Annotated in this window: 15 protein-coding genes and 2 pseudogenes; 10 read left to right on the plus strand and 7 right to left on the minus strand. The window is 67.4% G+C overall.

Annotated elements, in window-relative coordinates:
* Nucleotides 1–2 precede the first annotated feature (2 nt).
* Both ACNQVK_RS13415 and ACNQVK_RS13420 read right to left on the minus strand, forming a co-directional pair.
* Nucleotides 3–1,895 carry an ABC transporter ATP-binding protein gene (locus ACNQVK_RS13415; protein WP_418029901.1) on the minus strand — a complete coding sequence of 631 codons (1,893 nt, stop codon included), beginning with the start codon at nucleotides 1,893–1,895 and terminating at the stop codon, nucleotides 3–5.
* Nucleotides 1,892–3,637, minus strand: a complete 1,746-nt coding sequence (locus ACNQVK_RS13420; protein ID WP_418029902.1) for an ABC transporter ATP-binding protein — start codon at nucleotides 3,635–3,637, stop codon at nucleotides 1,892–1,894. The genes ACNQVK_RS13415 and ACNQVK_RS13420 overlap by 4 nt, the downstream gene beginning before the upstream one ends.
* A 117-nt stretch (nucleotides 3,638–3,754) precedes the next feature.
* Between ACNQVK_RS13420 and ACNQVK_RS13425 the strand changes: the two genes are divergently transcribed.
* Together ACNQVK_RS13425 and ACNQVK_RS13430 are read left to right on the plus strand one after the other, a co-directional pair.
* Nucleotides 3,755–4,348 (plus strand): DUF3558 domain-containing protein, encoded by a 594-nt coding sequence (locus ACNQVK_RS13425; protein WP_044519687.1) that lies wholly within the window; start codon nucleotides 3,755–3,757, stop codon nucleotides 4,346–4,348.
* Nucleotides 4,348–4,893, plus strand: a complete 546-nt coding sequence (locus ACNQVK_RS13430; RefSeq protein WP_418029903.1) for a DUF3558 domain-containing protein — start codon at nucleotides 4,348–4,350, stop codon at nucleotides 4,891–4,893. The genes ACNQVK_RS13425 and ACNQVK_RS13430 overlap by 1 nt, the downstream gene beginning before the upstream one ends.
* On the opposite strand, the gene ACNQVK_RS13435 is transcribed toward ACNQVK_RS13430, so the two are convergent.
* Entirely contained in the window at nucleotides 4,890–5,399 is a 510-nt protein-coding gene (locus ACNQVK_RS13435; protein WP_418029904.1) for a SixA phosphatase family protein, read from the minus strand. The genes ACNQVK_RS13430 and ACNQVK_RS13435 overlap by 4 nt on opposite strands.
* 128 nt (nucleotides 5,400–5,527) lie before the next feature.
* Between ACNQVK_RS13435 and ACNQVK_RS13440 the strand changes: the two genes are divergently transcribed.
* From ACNQVK_RS13440 to ACNQVK_RS13450, 3 genes are read left to right on the plus strand one after another with little or no spacing between them, the layout of a single operon-like run.
* The gene (locus tag ACNQVK_RS13440; RefSeq protein ID WP_418029905.1) at nucleotides 5,528–6,688 is read left to right on the plus strand and encodes a metallophosphoesterase family protein; all 1,161 of its coding nucleotides are present in this window, start codon (nucleotides 5,528–5,530) and stop codon (nucleotides 6,686–6,688) included.
* Nucleotides 6,685–9,327, plus strand: coding sequence for an AAA family ATPase (locus ACNQVK_RS13445; protein ID WP_418029906.1), 2,643 nt, complete (start codon nucleotides 6,685–6,687; stop codon nucleotides 9,325–9,327). The genes ACNQVK_RS13440 and ACNQVK_RS13445 overlap by 4 nt, the downstream gene beginning before the upstream one ends.
* Before the next feature lie 36 nt (nucleotides 9,328–9,363).
* Nucleotides 9,364–10,860, plus strand: a complete 1,497-nt coding sequence (locus ACNQVK_RS13450; RefSeq protein ID WP_418029907.1) for a GMC family oxidoreductase — start codon at nucleotides 9,364–9,366, stop codon at nucleotides 10,858–10,860.
* A 3-nt stretch (nucleotides 10,861–10,863) separates the two neighbouring features.
* Here the strand turns inward: ACNQVK_RS13450 and ACNQVK_RS13455 are convergent, their stop codons facing one another.
* Nucleotides 10,864–11,523, minus strand: coding sequence for an O-methyltransferase (locus ACNQVK_RS13455; protein ID WP_418029908.1), 660 nt, complete (start codon nucleotides 11,521–11,523; stop codon nucleotides 10,864–10,866).
* A 67-nt stretch (nucleotides 11,524–11,590) separates the two neighbouring features.
* On the opposite strand from ACNQVK_RS13455, the gene ACNQVK_RS13460 reads away from it, so the two are divergent.
* Nucleotides 11,591–12,505, plus strand: a complete 915-nt coding sequence (locus tag ACNQVK_RS13460; protein WP_418029909.1) for a LysR family transcriptional regulator — start codon at nucleotides 11,591–11,593, stop codon at nucleotides 12,503–12,505.
* On the opposite strand, the pseudogene ACNQVK_RS13465 reads toward ACNQVK_RS13460, so the two are convergent.
* From ACNQVK_RS13465 to ACNQVK_RS13475, 3 genes and pseudogenes are all read right to left on the minus strand, one after another.
* A pseudogene (locus ACNQVK_RS13465) lies at nucleotides 12,502–12,762 on the minus strand (acyl-CoA dehydrogenase); the annotation flags it as partial. The gene ACNQVK_RS13460 and the pseudogene ACNQVK_RS13465 overlap by 4 nt on opposite strands.
* Before the next feature lie 120 nt (nucleotides 12,763–12,882).
* A pseudogene (locus tag ACNQVK_RS13470) lies at nucleotides 12,883–13,842 on the minus strand (acyl-CoA dehydrogenase family protein); the annotation flags it as partial.
* 57 nt (nucleotides 13,843–13,899) lie between these two features.
* Nucleotides 13,900–14,505 carry a TetR family transcriptional regulator gene (locus ACNQVK_RS13475; RefSeq protein WP_418029910.1) on the minus strand — a complete coding sequence of 202 codons (606 nt, stop codon included), beginning with the start codon at nucleotides 14,503–14,505 and terminating at the stop codon, nucleotides 13,900–13,902.
* A gap of 122 nt (nucleotides 14,506–14,627) precedes the next feature.
* Between ACNQVK_RS13475 and ACNQVK_RS13480 the strand changes: the two genes are divergently transcribed.
* From ACNQVK_RS13480 to ACNQVK_RS13495, 4 genes are read left to right on the plus strand one after another with little or no spacing between them, the layout of a single operon-like run.
* Nucleotides 14,628–15,395 (plus strand): hypothetical protein, encoded by a 768-nt coding sequence (locus ACNQVK_RS13480; protein ID WP_418029911.1) that lies wholly within the window; start codon nucleotides 14,628–14,630, stop codon nucleotides 15,393–15,395.
* A 5-nt stretch (nucleotides 15,396–15,400) separates the two neighbouring features.
* Nucleotides 15,401–16,114: a hypothetical protein gene (locus tag ACNQVK_RS13485; protein WP_418029912.1), complete on the plus strand. Its 714-nt coding sequence runs from the start codon at nucleotides 15,401–15,403 to the stop codon at nucleotides 16,112–16,114.
* A gap of 4 nt (nucleotides 16,115–16,118) precedes the next feature.
* On the plus strand, nucleotides 16,119–16,715 hold the full coding sequence (locus tag ACNQVK_RS13490; protein ID WP_418029913.1) for a cytochrome c oxidase subunit 3: 597 nt from the start codon (nucleotides 16,119–16,121) through the stop codon (nucleotides 16,713–16,715).
* 2 nt (nucleotides 16,716–16,717) lie between these two features.
* Nucleotides 16,718–16,984, plus strand: coding sequence for a cytochrome C oxidase subunit IV family protein (locus ACNQVK_RS13495; RefSeq protein ID WP_418029914.1), 267 nt, complete (start codon nucleotides 16,718–16,720; stop codon nucleotides 16,982–16,984).
* The last annotated feature ends 18 nt before the right edge of the window (nucleotides 16,985–17,002 follow it).

Raw genomic sequence — 17,002 nt, forward strand, 5'->3', positions numbered from 1 at the left:
CGCTAAGCCTGGGTCATCTCCCAGTACCGTCCATGCCGCGCCACGAGCTCCTCATGGGTACCGCGTTCGACGATCCGGCCGGCATCCATCACCAGGATCAGATCGGCATCGCGGATCGTCGAGAGCCGGTGGGCGATGATGAAACTCGTCCGGTCCCGGCGTAACTCGGCCATCGCGTGCTGGATCAGCAGTTCGGTCCGGGTGTCCACCGCGCTGGTCGCCTCGTCGAGGACCAGCACCCGGGGTCGCGCCAGCACCGCCCGGGCGATCGTGATGAGCTGCTTCTCACCGGCACTGATGGCGCCTCCGTCGTCATCGACACGGGTGTCGTAGCCGGCGGGCAGGGTGTGCACGAACCGGTCCACGTACGCCGCCCTGGCGGCCTCGCGCACCTCGTCCTCGGAAGCGTCCGGCCGGCCGTAGGCGATGTTGTCGTAGATGGTCCCGCCGAACAGCCAGGTGTCCTGCAGCACCATGCCGATCGAGGATCGCACCGACTCCCGGCTCACCGTGGAGATGTCCACACCGTCGATCAGGATCCGGCCGGAATCGACGTCGTAGAACCGCATCAGCAGATTGACGCACGTCGTCTTTCCCGCACCGGTGGGGCCGACGATCGCCACGGTGCTGCCGGCTTCGGCCACCAGCGACAGGTCCTCGATCACCGGGGTGTCCGGGAGGTAACCGAAATTCACCCGGTCGAATTCGACGCGGCCGGCACGGATCTGGAGTGCGGTGGCCGGCTCCGGACTCTGCTCTTCCGCGTCGAGCAGATCGAAAACACGCTCGGCGCTGGCGATCCCGGACTGCAGCGTGTTGTACATCCCGGCCATCTGGCCCAGCGGCTGGTTGAACTGCCGCACGTACTGGATGAACGCCTGGATGCTGCCGAGGGTGATCTGTCCTCCGGCCACCTGCAGGCCGCCCACCACGGCGACGGCCACATAGCTGAGGTTCCCGATGAACATCGTCGCCGGGCCGACCAGACCCGAGAAGAACTGCGCCCCGATGGCCGACCGGTAGACCTCGTCGTTGAGCTCATCGAAGCGTCGCTGTGCGGCCTCCCGGTGCCCGAAGGTCTTGACGATCGTGAACCCGCTGTAGGTCTCCTCGATGTGGGCCGCGAGCCGGCCGGTGTTGCGCCACTGCGCGACGAACAACGGCTGCGACCGGCGGGTGATCCAGCGGATCACCCACAGCGACAACGGCACGGTGACGACGGTCAGCAACGCCAGCAGTGGCGAGATGGTCAGCATCATCACCAGCACCGCGAACACCGTCAGCACCGATGTCAGCAGCTGGCTGATGGTCATCGACACCGAGGTCTGGATGTTGTCGATGTCGTTGGTGACCCGGCTGAGGACCTCACCACGCTGACGGGAATCGAAGTAGGACAGCGGAAGTCGGTGCAGTTTGTCCTCCACCTCGGCCCGCAGCGCCACCATGGTGCGTTGCACCGTGACGTTGAGCAGCCTGGCCTGCAGCCAAACCAGCACGGCGGCAAGCAGATACAGGCCCAGTGCCAGCGCCAGCGTGCGGGCCACCGCCCCGAAGTCCACCCCGTGCCCGGGGACCACGTTCATCCCGGACAGCAGGTCGGCGAACCTGGTGTCGCCGCGGGCCCGGGCGGCCTCGACGGCCTGCTCCTTGGTCAGGCCGGCGGGCAGCTCCCGCCCGATCACGCCGTTGAACAACAGGTCGGTGGCGTGCCCGAGAATCCGCGGACCGATCACCCCGATCGCGATCCCGGCCACGCCGAGCAGCACCACCGAGATCGCCAGGCCGCGTTGCGGTACCAGGCGTCTGACCAGTCGCAGGGCCGATCCGCGGAAGTCCCGGGTGCGCTCGACCGGGGCGGTCGGGGTTCCGCTGCGGCGCAACACGGGCCCGGTCATCGCGGGTCTCCGGCGGTGACCGCCTGCGATGCGGCGAACTCGGCATAGGTGGGGCAGTCGGTGAGCAGTGACTCATGGGTGCCGGTGCCGACGATGCGCCCGTCCTCGACCACGACCACCTGGTCGGCGTCGGTCACCGTCGAGATCCGTTGCGACACGATGACCACGGTGGCGTCGGCCGATACCTCGCGTAGGGCGGCCCGTACCCGGGCGTCGGTGTGTACGTCGAGTGCCGAGAACGCATCGTCGAACAGGTAGATCGCGGGCCTGCGGATCACCGCACGGGCGATCGCGAGCCGTTGTCGCTGTCCGCCAGAGAAATTGATGCCGCCCTGGGCCACCGGGCGCTGCAGCCCGTCGGGGTGGGCGGCCACGAAGTCGTCGGCCGCCGCGATGCGCAGTGCCTCCCACATCTGTTCGTCGGTGAGTTCCTGGCCCGGCGCTGCGCCGTAGCGCAGGTTCTCGGCGATGGTTCCGGAGAACAGGTAGCCGCGCTGGGGGACCAGACCGATCGACGCCCACAGCTGTTCGAGGTCGAGTTCCCGGACGTCGTGGCCGTCGACGCGCACTGCCCCTGAGGTGACGTCGTAGAACCGGCAGATCATGGCGAGCAGAGTGGACTTGCCGGAGCCGGTGGAGCCGACCACCGCGGTGGTGGTGCCGCGCTGTACCCGCAACGTAACCTGCTGCAGCACGGGGCGATCGGCGCCGGGGTAGCGAAACGATGCGTCGTCGAAGGCGATCTCGCCGGTCAGCGCCGGCGGACGGACCGGGTTCTCGGGGCTGGTGATCTCGGGCCGGGTGGCCAGCACGCCCGTCACGCGCTCGGCGCACACCGACGCGCGCGGGAGCATCACCGCCAGGACGGCCACCATCAGCACCGCCATCAGAATCTGCATGAAGTAGGCCAGAAACGCGATCAGCGAGCCCACCTGCATGTGCCCGGCGTCGATGCGCAGCCCGCCGAACCAGATCAGCGCGACGCTGGAGATGTTGATCACCAGGGTCGTGGCCGGCAGCACCAGCGCCTGCCACTGTCCGGCCTCCAGCGCCGTGGCCGACAGGGCCTGGTTGGCGTCGTCGAAGCGTCGTTGTTCGACGGGTTCGCGGGCGAACGCCCGGATCACGCGGATGCCGGAAAGCTGATCGCGCATCACCCGGTTGATCCCGTCGATCATTCGCTGCATGCGACGGAAGATCGGCATCAGGTGGGTGATGACCCAGTAGTTGGCCAGCGCCAGGACCGGGACACTGATCAACAGCAGCCAGGACAGGCCCGCGTCCTGATGCACCGCCATCAGGATTCCGCCCACCGACATGATCGGGGCGGTGATCAGAATCGTCGCGGTCATCTGCAGCAGCTGCTGGATCTGGCCGACGTCGTTGGTGGTGCGGGTCAGCAGCGACGGCGCGCCGAACCGGGCGGTTTCCTCGGCCGAGAACGTGGTGACGTGACGGAAGACCGACGAGCGCAGGTCGCGGCCGAAACTCATGGCCGCGCGCGACCCGAAGAACACCGCTCCGATGGCGCAGGCCACTTGCAAACCGGTGACACCCAGCATCACGCCGCCGAGCTCGACGATGAGCCCGGTGTCGCCCTTGGCCACTCCGTCGTCGATGATGGCCGCGTTGACCGTGGGCAGATACAGCGAGGCCAGGGTGCTGATCACCTGAAGCGTCGCGACGACCGCGAGCAGCCGCCGGTACGGCCGCGCGTACTGTCGCAGCAGCGCCCAGAGCATCTGGCTACTCTCGCATACCGGCCCGATGTCGTCCGTTTCCTGAGGTCGTCGTGTCCGCGTTCATGAAACTCCAGGTCAGTCGGTATGTAGGGATACGACATAGGTGTTGCCGCTACAGTGCATGGCGTGACTGTCCGCACGGCCGCCAAGGCACGATTCGCCCACGCCAGAGCCTTTGCGGTGCTGGCTGCCGCAGTGGTTCCCGTGTTCGCGGGCTGCTCGTCCGGCGAGCCCGCGTCTCCGCAGGTTCCCCAGACAGAGACGCCGAGTGCCGATGCCTCGGGCAAGCACGGTCCGCATTTCCCGCATTGCGGCGGCGTCACCGATCAGACGGTGACCGAGCTGACCCAGGTGCAGGGGCTGGTCAACACCGCGACCAATTCCTCTGGCTGCCAGTGGCTGCAGGGCGGCAGCATCCTCGGACCGCACTTCTCCTTCACCTGGTTCCGGGGTAGCCCGATCGGCCGGGAGCGCAAGACCGAGGAGCTGTCGCGGACCAGCGTGGAGGACATCAACATCGAGGGTCACGGCGGCTTCATCGCCATCGGCGAGAACCCGCTCAAGGCCGGCGACGTGAACCTGTGTGAGATCGGCATCCAGTTCGACGACGATTTCATCGAGTGGTCCGTGAGCTTCGACCAGAAGCCCTATCCCGATCCGTGCGAGGTCGCCAAAGAGCTGACCCGCCAGTCGATTGTGAATTCCAAATGATGACGCGACGTGGGGCCGCCGGACTCGTGGCAGCGATGGCGGTGTTCGTCGGCCTGACCGGGTGCACCAGCACGGTGGAGGGCACCGCGGCCAAGGAGGGTTCCGGTGGCGGCCCCAGCAACAACAAGTCCGAGAAGACCTACCCCAACCTGCTCAAGGAATGTGACGTCCTGACCACGGACATCCTGGCCAAGACGGTGGGTGCCGACCCGCTGGACATCCAGAGCACGTTCGTCGGCGCGGTGTGCCGCTGGCAGGCGGCCAACCCGGCCGGCCTGGTCGACATCACCCGGTTCTGGTACGAGCAGGGCAGCCTGGCCAACGAGCGCCAGACCGCCGAGAAGCTGCAGTACGCGATCGAGCAACGCCGGATCGCCGGTGTCGATTCGATCATCATGCGGCCCAACGGGCTCAACGGCGCGTGCGGCGTGGCCAGCGACGCGGCCGGTGTGGTCGGCTGGTGGGTCAATCCGCAAGGGCCGGGGATCGATGCCTGCCCCATGGCCATCAAGCTCATGGAACTGACGCTGGCCACCAACTCCTAGCGAGGCACGTGGAAACGCACCAGCGTCGCGCCGCCCAGCGCGAGCTGGTTCCACGGGTCGCCGGTGCGCAGCATCGCGATCGCCGAGGTCGGGAATTTCAGCGAGATGCTCTCCGCAGCAGTGGGGTTGGATCCGTCGTCCAGCCCGAGTGCGACGGCCGACATGGCGGGTTCGTGGCCGATGACCAACACCGTGGACGGGTCGGTGCCGAAACGTGACGACACACCGTTGATCTCGTCGATGACGGTGCCCTGGGCGTCGTAGATGCGCTCGGCGAACTGTACGGGTGCCTCGATACCAGTGCGCTCCAGCGTCTGACGGGTCCGCGTCGCCGTCGAGCACAACACCGCGTCCACCACGGGGAAATTGGCCCGGATCCAGTCTCCGGCCAGCGCAGCCTCCCTTATGCCACGCGTGGCGAGCGGGCGATCGTGGTCGGCCACCCCGTCGGGATAGTCCGACTTGGCGTGGCGCATCAGCAGCAGGGTTCTGATCGGACTGGCCATTCTTCATACGGTATCGGCAAACCGGGGCCATGCCGCCGCAGGTCCCCGGACTTGTCGGCCCCCGGTTTTAGACTCGCCTTGCTTCCGGGATGAACCCACGGGGAACGGACACAGAAGGGACGGGGCCGATGCGTTTTCTGCACACCGCCGACTGGCAACTCGGCATGACCCGTCATTTCCTCAGTGCCGGCGACGGGGAGGCCCAGCCCCGCTACTCGGCGTCGCGCCGGGAGGCCGTCGCGGCCCTGGGCCCGGTGGCCGCCGCATCGGGCGCGGAGTTCGTCGTGGTGTCCGGGGACGTGTTCGAGCACAACCAGTTGGCCCCCCGTGAGGTCAGCTTGTCGCTGGAGGCCATGCGTGCCATCGGCGTGCCCGTGTATCTGCTGCCCGGTAACCATGACCCGCTCGATGCCGCGTCGATCTACACCAGTGCGCTGTTCACCGCCGAATGCCCGGACAACGTCGTCGTCCTCGATCGTGCGGGCGTGCACGAGGTGCGGCCGGGGCTGGAGATCGTCGCGGCGCCGTGGCGCTCCAAGGCGCCCACCTCGGATCTGATCGGGGACGTGCTGGCCGATCTGCCCGCCGACGGCGTCACCCGCGTGGTCGTCGGCCACGGCGGCGTCGACATCCTCGATCCGGACAAGGACAAGCCGTCGCTGATCCGGCTGGCCGCCGTCGAAGACGCCCTGGCGCGGGGCGCGGTTCACTATGTGGCATTGGGAGACAAGCACTCCCGCACCGAGGTCGGGTCGACCGGCCGGGTCTGGTACTCGGGCTCACCCGAGGTGACGAACTACGACGACATCGAATCCGATCCGGGGCATGTACTGCTGGTCGAGATCGACGAGACCGATCCGCACCGCGGCGTCCGGGTCGACTCCGAACGCGTGGGCCGCTGGCGGTTCATCACGCTGCGCCGTGAGGTGGACACCGACCGCGACGTGGCCGATCTGGACCTGAATCTGGATCTGTTGGAGGACAAGGAACGCACCGTGGTGCGCCTGGCACTGACGGGCTCGCTGACGGTGACGGACAAGGCCGCGTTGGATGCCTGCCTGGACCGCTACGCCCGGCTGTTCGCCGCGCTGACGTTGTGGGAGCGGCACACCGAGATCGCGGTCCTGCCCGCCGACGGTGAGTTCGACGACCTGGGAATCGGCGGTTTCGCCGCAGCCGCGGTGGACGAGTTGGTGGCCACCGCCCGCACCGACGGCCCCGGGGCCGACGACGCGCGGGCCGCGCTGGGGCTTCTGCTGCGCCTGGTCGACCGGGGGAGTGCGGCATGAAGCTGCACCGCCTGGTCCTGACCAACTACCGCGGCATCACCCACCGCGAGATCGAATTCCCCGATCACGGTGTGGTGGTCGTCAGCGGCGCCAATGAGATCGGCAAGTCCTCGATGATCGAGGCGCTGGATCTGCTGCTCGAGGCCAAGGACCGCTCGGGCAAGAAGGAAGTCAAGCAGGTCAAGCCCACCCACGCCGATGTCGGTGCCGAGGTGATGGCCGAAATCTCCACCGGCCCTTACCGGTTCATGTACCGCAAGCGCTTTCACAAGCGTGCCGAGACCCAGCTGACGGTGCTGGCGCCGGTCCGCGAGCAGCTCAGCGGCGACGAAGCGCACGAGCGAGTGCTGGGCATGCTCGCCGAGACCGTGGACACCAATCTGTGGCAGGCCCAGCGGGTGCTGCAGTCGAGCTCGACGGCACCGGTCGACCTGTCGGGGTCGGATGCGCTGGCCCGCGCGCTGGATGTGGCCGCGGGCGAGGCGGTCGCGCTCTCCGGGGACGAGCCGCTGCTGATCGAGCGGATCGATGCGGAGTATCTGCGCTACTTCACCGCCACCGGCCGGCCGACCGGCGAGTGGGCGGCGGTGACCAAGCGGCTCGCCGCCGCCGAGGGCGAGGTGGCGCAGTGCGCCGCCGCTGTGGCCGAGGTCGATGACGCAGTGCGCCGGCACGCCGAGCTCACCGCCGAGGTCACCGGTGCCTCCGGCCAACGCGAACAGGCCCAGGCCGGCCTGGCGGCCGCCCGCAAGGCCGCCGATGCGGTCGCCGCACTGGTCCAGCGGCTCAAGGAGGCCGAGGTGGTCGCCGAGGCCGCCCGGGTGGCCCGGACCGCATCGGCCGCTGCGCTCACCGAACGCCGGCGGCTGCGCGCCGAGCTCGACGAGCGCGCCACCACGATCACCGAATTGCAGGCGGCGCTGGCTGTGGCCGACGGCGAAACCGCCACGGCCCGTGAGGTTCACGAGGCAGCCGAGGTGGCAGCCGAAGAGGCGCGGGTGGCAGCGCAGGAGCACGAAACCCGGGTCGAGACGGCCCGCACGACGCTGACGCGGATGACGGATCGTGACGAGGCCGACCGGCTGGCCACCCGGCTGGGCAAGATCGACGCCGGTGCGCGTGAACTCGACCGGGTCGACCGCGAACTCGCCGAGATCACCCTCGACGATGCGGGGCTGCGGGCCATCGAGACCGCCGCGGTAGCGGTGGAACGTGCCGCGGGACAGGCGGAACTCGCCTCCGCGCGAATCGAACTCGTGGCGGTGTCCGACTTCGATGTCCGGGTGGACGAGGTGCAGGTGTCCCTGGAAGCGGGGCAACCGTGGTCGGTCAACACCACCGCCGACACCGAGATCGACGTGCCCGGGGTGCTCACGGTGCGCGTGGTGCCTGGCACGCCGGCCGCTCAGACGCAGGCCCGTCTCGACGAGGCACAGACCGCGCTGATCGCCGCGCTGGCCGCAGCCGGGGTAGACGATGTGGATGGCGCGCGTGTCCTGGACGCCCGTCGCCGGGAGCTGCTCGGTGGCCGGGATCGGTTGCGCGCCACGGTAGAAGCCCTCACCGGTGACGATGCGTTGGCGGATCTGCGATCACGGCTGACACAGCTGCAAGCCGACCAGCCCGATGAGGCCGGCCTGTTCGAGCTGGTCGGGCCCACCGATACCGCCGGCGCCCGAACCGAACTCGAAGCCGCGGTGGGGGCGCACCGCCGAGCGGTGGCCGACAGTGAGACCAGCCGCAAGGTGATCGTCGCGGCGGCCAAGAAGCTGTCGGAGAAGTCGACCCGCTGCAGCGTGCTGCGCGACAAGCTCACCACGGCGCAGGCCGAGCTGACGGTGGCCGGCGGCCGGCTCGAAGTCCAGCGCGCCCAAACCGGCGATGACGAGTTGGCGGTGCAGGCGCAGGCCGCCCACGAGGAGGCCGCCGCCACCGCGAGCCGGGTGGCCGCGCTGCGGACCGAATTGTCGGCGACTGAACCGGATTCGGTGAAGGCCGCGCTCGACGAAGCGGTGCGCCGCGCGGAACTGCTCAATACCCGTCACGAGGCTGCGGTCGAGGGGTTGCGGGAGGTGGCCGCGCAACTGAAGGTGTACGGCACGCAGGGCCGCAAGGGGCATCTCGATGCCGCCGAGACCGAACGCGAGCACGCCCATGCCGAGTATCTACGGGTGCACCGTCGGGCCCGCGCGGCCGAGACGCTGCGGTCGGTGATGGCGCGCCACCGTGACGCCACCCGGCAGCGGTACGCCGATCCGTTCCGCCTCGAGGTGCAGCGGCTGGGCCGGCTCGTGTTCGGTGAGGATTTCGAGGTCGATGTCGACAGTGATCTCAACATCAGGACCCGCACGCTGTCCGGTCGGACGGTTCCGTACGAATCGCTGTCCGGCGGGGCCAAGGAGCAGTTGGCCATCGTCGCGCGGTTGGCCGGTGCCACGATGGTGGCCAAGGAGGACAGCGTGCCCGTCATCATCGACGACGCGCTCGGCTTCACCGATCCGGACCGGCTGACCAAGATGGGCGCGGTGTTCGACGCGGTCGGTGGAGACGGACAGGTCATCGTGTTGACCTGCAGCCCAGACCGCTACGCCAGCGTCGCCGGCGCACACCACATCGAACTGACCGCCACATCGAATTAGCCGCACGTGGCCGTGCAGGGCCATACACTCCGCCACGTGGAGGCTGACTACATCGTGGTGGGGACCGGTTCGGCAGGCGCGGTCCTGGCGAACCGGCTGAGTGCACGACCGGATGTGTCGGTGCTGGCGCTGGAAGCCGGGCCGCGCGATCGCAACAAGTTCATCCACATCCCGGCGGCATTCTCCAAGCTGTTCCGCAGCGAGGTCGACTGGGACTACCTGACCGAGCCGCAACCGGAACTCGACGGCCGCCAGATCTATTGGCCGCGTGGCAAAACACTCGGCGGCTCGTCGTCGATGAACGCGATGATGTGGGTCCCGGGCTTCCCCGCCGATTACGACGAGTGGGGCGAACATGCCGGCGCGGACTGGAACTACGCCGGCCTGGAAAAGTACCTGAAGCGGATCGAGGCCGGGCCGCTGGCGATCGAGGCGCAGCGCAGCCCGCGCAGTTCGACGGCGGCGTGGCTGGCCGCGGCCAAGGAGTGTGGACACGACGGCTTCTGCGAGACCAGGGTCACCCAGCGCCGCGGCGCCCGGTGGAGCACCGCCGACGCGTACCTCAAGCCCGCGCTGCGGCGGCGCAATCTCGAACTGCTCACCGAGGCCACCGCGACGCGGATCGTCTTCGCGGGCAATCGGGCCATCGGCCTCGAGTTCGACAGGGGCGGTGTTCGGGATGTGGTGACGGCGCGCCGCGAGGTCATCCTGTGCGGGGGCGCGATCAATTCCCCGCACCTGCTGATGCTGTCGGGAATCGGAGACCGGGACCAGCTTGCGCGCCACGGGATCGAGGTGACCCGGCACGCGCCCGCCGTCGGCACCAATCTCCTCGACCACCTGGTGGTTCCGCTGGGGTTCGACGTCCGTGACGACAGCCTGTTCGCCGCCGAGAAGCCGCTCGAACTGGTCAACTATCTGGCTCGCCGCCGGGGCATGCTGACCTCCAACGTCGGCGAGGCGTACGGATTCGTCCGGAGCCGTCCGGAACTGGATCTCCCTGACCTCGAACTGATCTTCGCCCCGGCCCCCTTCTTCGACGAGGGTATCGGTGACCCGTACGGTCACGCCGTCGTGATGGGCCCCATCCTGCTCAAGCCCCGCAGCCAGGGCACCATCACGCTGCGGTCGGCCGATCCGACGGACAAACCGATCATCGACCCGCGCTACCTGAGCGACGAAGCCGACCGCGCCGCACTGATGGCAGGCCTGCGGATAACCGCCGATATCGCGCGGGCGCCGGCACTGGCGAATGTGGTTGGCAAGGTGGCCAGGCCACTCGACGCGGCCGATCTGGACGACGAAACATTCACGCGGGCAATCAATTCAGTGTCACACACGCTGTATCACCCCGTCGGCACCTGCCGCATGGGAACCGACGAGGGCAGCGTGGTCGACCCGCAACTACGAGTCCGGGGAATCGAGGCGTTGCGGGTCGCCGACGCATCGGTGATGCCGACGCTCATCCGTGGCCACACGCACGCGCCCAGTGTGCTGGTCGGAGAGAAGGCGGCCGAGTTGATCGCGGGCTGAGCTTCAGGTCAACCGAATGCAGGCTTCGATCCCATCGCCGACAGGAAGTGTCACCGACAGGTAGTCGCTGGATTCGGCCAGGTAGCGCAGCAATGCGCCGTGTGCGTCGTTGCCGAAATCGTGGTTCACGTCGTCGATCAGGACCAGGGCGCCGGTACGTAGCCGCGGCTCGAGAATCTTGAGCACGGGCAGCGCCAGCTCGGGCCAGCCGTCGAGCAGAACCAGATCCACCGGGCCCGAAAGTGCGGACAGTGTGTCCCTGGCGTCGCCGATCCGAAGATCGATCACGTCGTCGAGCCCCGCGGACTCGAAGTTCCGTTGTGCCGCAGCGGCTTTGTCGGGCTGCAGTTCGGTCCCGACCACTGTCCCACCGCCGTTGTCGCGCACGGCGCTGGCGAGATAGATCGTCGAGACCCCGAATGACGTGCCGTACTCGACGACCGTGCGGGCACCCACGGCACGGGCGAGCAGGTACAGCAGCTCGCCCCCGCTTGCGGAGACCGACATGTAGACGTCTTTGAACAGTTCGGCACGCTCGGCCGCGCCGCACTCCAGGGGGAACTCGCCGACCGCGGCGAATGCGGCCGGGTCACCGTCCTGTTCAGCCGACAGAAGACGTTGCAGGACAGTGGCGACCGAATCGCTGGTCAGGGTACTTGTCATGCGGTTCACGGTATTCTCGTTCTGGATTGCCTTCCAGTGCATGTTTGGTAAGCAATAGTTATCAGAAATGGAATTGAAGATGGAGCCGAATCTCGACCTCAACCTGCTGCTCGCCCTCGACGCGTTGCTCGACGAACGCAGCGTCGGCGGCGCGGCGCAGCGGCTGCACACCTCGGCGCCGGCGATGAGCCGGACCCTGGCGCGCTTGCGGCGCGCGTTGGGGGATCCGGTGTTGGTGCGGGCCGGTCGTGAAATGGTCCCGACGCCAAGGGCACTGGCGATGCAGGGTCGCGTGCACGACATCGTGGCGCAGGCCAGGGCGGTGTTCACGCCGCCGGACGTCCCGGATCTGCCGAACCTGCAGCGGACCTTCTCGATTCAGCTCGGGGAAGGCCTGTTCAGCACCTGCGGCCCGCGCTTACTGGCTCGCATACACGACCAAGCGCCGGGCGTCACAGTCAGATTCGTGGGGGAGAGCCACGAGGACACCCACTCGTTGCGCGACGGCTCGGTGGACATCGAGATCGGTCAGATCCGCCGTACCGAACCGGAGACGCTCATCGAGCACCTGATCGATGAGCGATTGGTGGGCGTGGTGCGGGAGGGTCATGAACTTGCGGACAAGCGCGTCACGCTGCGCCGGTTCTCCGATGCCGAGCATGTGGTGTTCTCTCGCAGGGGTCGGCTGCGCGGACCGGTAGACGACCTGCTGGCCGAGCACGGACTGCGTCGCCGGGTCGTCGCATGCGTGCCGAACCCCGCCGGTGGACTGTTCCTGATCCAGGGCAGCGACCTGGTCGGCATGCTGCCCGCGGTGATCGGCGCGCGGGCGATCGCGACGTTCGGCCTGCGCACCTTCGAGATCCCGCTCCAGCTCCCACCGCTGGTGCTCAGTATGGCCTGGCACCCGCGCTTCGACGCCGACGGCGCGCACCGCTGGCTGCGTGACTGTGTGCGCGCCGCCATGCTCGGGCCTGTCTAGAAGTACGCGTTGGCCGGAACGGGCGTGCCGTGCAACAGGTTCTGGCCGATCACCCGCGCCTTGTAGGCCACCGGGTTGTGCAACGTGATCGTCCGAATATTGCGCCAGTGCCGATCCAGGTTGCGCTGCCGGGAGGCCGCGCTGGCCCCACCGAGTTCCAGCAGCCGGGTGGCGGCTTCGGGGGCGACGTCGTCGAGGTGCACTTTGACCTTGGCGACCTTGAGCTGGGCTTCCGCGGCGAGCCGCGAATCGGGCACCGCGGCGAGCCGCGAATCGGGCACCGCGGCGAGCCGCGAATCGGGCACCGCGGCGAGCCGCGAATCGGGCACCGCGGCGAGCCGCGAATCGGGCACCGCGGCGAGCTTCGTATCGGGAACCCCGTCGACCGCCGAATCGGTGGCGGCCCCGATCGCTGCCGCCGCATCGAGCACCGCGGCCCGCGCCACGTAGGCCGTGCTGGCGAGAACCCCGAGTTGGCGCTGCAGCAGGGGATCGTCGGTGGGCCGCTCGGTGACGGCATGGCTGAAGTTGCGTTCCCGGGAGCGCAGCAGCGCCACGCCGTCGTCGACGACATTGGCCAGGATTCCGGCGACCACCGCGTGGATGAACAACTGCAGCGAGGCGTACTGCACGGTCGGCACCGCTTCGGCGTCATACGGGGTGTCGGTGAGTATCTCGTCGGCGGCCACCGCGACGTCGGTGAACGTCGTGGTGCCGGTTCCGGTGCGGCGCTGGCCGAAGCCGTCCCAATCGTCGACGAGCCGTACTCCCTCGCGGTCGGTGGGAACCAGGACGTTGGCCACCGAGTCGTGATCGGTGGTGGCGGTGACGGTCAGATAGTCCGAGAACAGGGTGCCGGTGCTGTAGTACTTCTCACCGGTCAGCCGGAACGCGCCCGGGTTCGCGCTGTCGGCCAGGAGCCGGGTGTTGAACACCAGGCTCCCCACCGCCAGTGAACCCTTCTCGCTGAAGGCGTTGCCGAAGATCTTTCCCTGGGCGATCTTGCCCAGCCAGTGCCTGGACACCGGATCGTCGGCGCTGCGCAGCCGCTCCTCAGTGAACCAGAAGTGGGTGCGGAAGATGTGGGCCACAATGGGATCGGCCTTGGCCACGTCGATCACAGCGGAGAACAGCTGCGGCACAGTGAATCCGGCCCCACCGAGGGACTCGGGCAGACGCAGGGTGCCGAACCCCGCGCGCTTGAGCGCGGCGACCTGGTCGAACGGGTTCTCGTCGTTGAGGTCGCGGTCCTTGGCACCTGCGGCGATCGAAGCCAGCAGGTCATCCCATTCCGGTGTACCGGGCAAAACACGGGTCACGTTCTCGACGGTGGTCATGGCACCGTTTGTATCTGCACCGGCTATCGGAGGGCACGCGTTTGGATCAGCCCGAACCTAAGCCGTCTGGACGACCCGCAAGCCGTACAGATACGTGGTCAGGTATTCGGCGAGCACCGGGGCCCGGACCTCGACCGCGTCCGGGATGGTGATCAGCAACGCGTAGAGCCCGACAAGGAACGACACGCCGTTGTACATCACGTCCACTTCGGCCGGGATCTCGCCGCGCTCCTGCGCCCGTTGCAGTTCCTCGACCACGGCGACGATCACGGGGTGACGGGCCCATTCCTCCGATGGCGGCCGCGTGGTGGAAAAGTGCAGGGCGAGAAAATCTTTGAACAAGCGGCCACCCAGGCGTCGTTCGAGTTTCTCGAGGACGCGGACGGATTCGGTCAGGGTGGTGCGCACGTCGTGTGGCGTGGCGAAGATCCGGCCGAGCTCGGTGGCCATGCGGAGTTGCTCGCGGTGTTCCAATTCCACCAGGACGTGTTCCTTGGTGGGGAAGTGGAAGAAGAAGGTGCCGTGGGCGACACCCGCGGCCGACGCGATCGCAGCGGTATCGGCCGCGGCCATGCCGTCGTGCTTGAACTCGGAGATCGCGGCGCCCAACAGCCGTTCCCGCGTCTGCAGACCCTTGCGGCTGCGCGGCGGTCCAGTGAGCACGGCCCGATGCTACGACATCGACAAACTGACTGTACTCAGTATTGCTCTTTCCTTTCATCCCCACTGCCATTACGGTTTCGAGGGCAGACAGTTCTGACTTAAGTCAGTTTTTGGAGGTTGGCGTGCAGATCCTGGAGCAGGTACAAGACCTGCCGAAAGCCGGAAACATCAAGGCCCAGTGGGTGAGCCTGTGGACCGGGCCCGTCGTCGGCGCGGTGCTGCTGGCGGCGATGCTGGCGTTTCCCGGCTTCTGGCCGCCGATGGCGCCGACCTGGAACGCGCAACAGGTCGCCGAGTTCTACGCCGATCACACCGCGTGGATCCGGTTCAGCCAGGTGACGTTCAACCTCTGCGGGATCCTGATCCTGCCGTTCTTCATGGTGATCGTGGTCCAGATGAAGCGCATGAAGACCCAGAGCCATGTGTTCGCCTACTGCTATCTCACCGCGGTGGTCAGTGGCGCCACCATCTTCGCGCTGTCCAATGTCTTCTTCCTGGTGGCCGCGTTTCGTCCAGACCGCAATCCCGAGCTGATCATGCTGCTCAACGACCTGGCCTGGATCGTGTTCGTCGCCCCGGTGGGGATGGTGGTGTCGCAGTTCGCGCTGCTCGCGGTCGCGGTGTACTTCGACAACGGGCCCGCCCCGGTGTTTCCCCGCTGGGTAGGGCACTACTCGCTGGCGACTGCGGTGGCGATGATCCCGGCCGCCGGCGCGGCGGTCTTCCAGACCGGGCCGCTGGCCTGGGACGGCGTGCTGACCTTCTGGTTGCGCAACGGCGCCTTCGCCGTCTTCGTCGTGGTGATGTTCTTCGTGCTGCGCCGTGCGGTGATCAGCCAGGCCATTCAAGACGGAGTAGCAGGGGGCTCACCAAAGGGCACTGCCGCGTGACGACAATGACGAAAGCGCCACCGGGCAAGCCCGATGTGCGGTTGATGACCTGGTTCTTCCCTATCTGGTACGGGGCTTTCGGCGTCATCATCTGCATCCTGACCCGGGTGACGCCGCCACCGCGGCCCGATGTCACCGCGGCCGACAAGGTGGCGTTCTTCACCGAGCACGGCCTGACCATCAAGATCGGCTTCTGCCTGCTGCTGATTCTGCTGGGCGGTGCGGCGATGACCAACGGGCTGGTCGCCTACCAGATCAAACGTATGTCGGTGGGGTCGGTGTTCGCCTACGGCTACATCGGCGGCATGGGTGTCGGAGCGGTGCCCGGATTCCTGCTGGTGTCGGTTTGTTTCCTCACCGCGGCCTTCCGGCCGGACCGTGACCCGGAACTGATCAGCCTTCTGTACGACCTCGGAATGCTGTCCTACAACGGCTCGTTGGGCTGCTTCACGGCCGCCTATCTGGTGTTGGCGATCGCGATCCTCTACGACAAGAACGATGTCTTCCCGGCCTGGTTCGCCTACGTGACCATCTGGCAGATCATCACCGAAGTGATCGCCACCCAGATGTTCGTGTTCCCGTCGGGGCCGTTCGCATGGAACGGCTCGATCGCCTTCTGGTTGGCCGTGGTCGTCTTCTCCGTCTGGCTGTCGGCTCTCATCGTCCTGCTGCGGCAGGCCGCGATGCGTGAGGCAGTCGAAGAACCGGGACTGGAGTGAGTAAATGTCGACCAATCCTGTTCTGAAACAATCAAATTCACCGACGAAGACGACGCCGGCCCACCTGCCGGGTGACGGGCACATGTGGGTGATGGTGCTCGGCGATCTGGTCATCTTCGGTGGCTACTTCATCATCTTCATGATCTACCGGACCATGCGCCCGGACGAATTCCTACGTGCCCAGCAGCATCTCGATATCACCGTCGGTGTCGCCAACACGGTTATCCTGTTGACCAGTTCGTGGCTGGTGGCCCGCGCGGTGCTGGCCATCAGGGCCGGACGTCACGAAGCGGCGATCCGGTTGACCTACGCCGGTGGTATCGGCGGCCTGATGTTCATGGCCTGCAAGGGTTATGAGTGGGTGGTCAAGATCCGGGCCGGGCACACCAACTCCGAGATGTTCTACTCGTTCTACTACGTCCTGACCGGTGTGCACCTGATCCACGTGCTGATCGGGCTCATCGTGCTGGGCGTGATCGTGCGGGAGTTGCGCAATCCGTCGCGGCGCCGGGCGTCGGTGGTGGAGGCGGGCGCGGTCTACTGGCACATGGTCGACCTGCTCTGGGTGATCATCTTCGGCCTGCTCTACGTGGTGAGGTGACCATGACCGACAAGGCTGTGACCCAGACGTGGCTGGTGCTGGTCGCCATCACCGTCGGATCCTGGTGGTTGGCGCCGGCCCAGTACTCGGACGCCCTGCGGGCCAGTGTGCCGATCACCGCGCTGGTGCTCGCGCTGACGCTGATCAAGTCCCGCTTGATCATCCGGCAGTTCATGGAGGTCCGGACCGCGCCGCGGTGGCTCAAACTGGCCACCGACGGGTGGCTGGTGGTGCTGTTCGGGGCGGTCTTCGCCATCTATCTGATCTGAGCGTTGCGCGGCACAATG

It is taken from the genome of Mycobacterium sp. 134, from assembly GCF_048282715.1.
Lineage (GTDB): Bacteria > Actinomycetota > Actinomycetes > Mycobacteriales > Mycobacteriaceae > Mycobacterium > Mycobacterium septicum.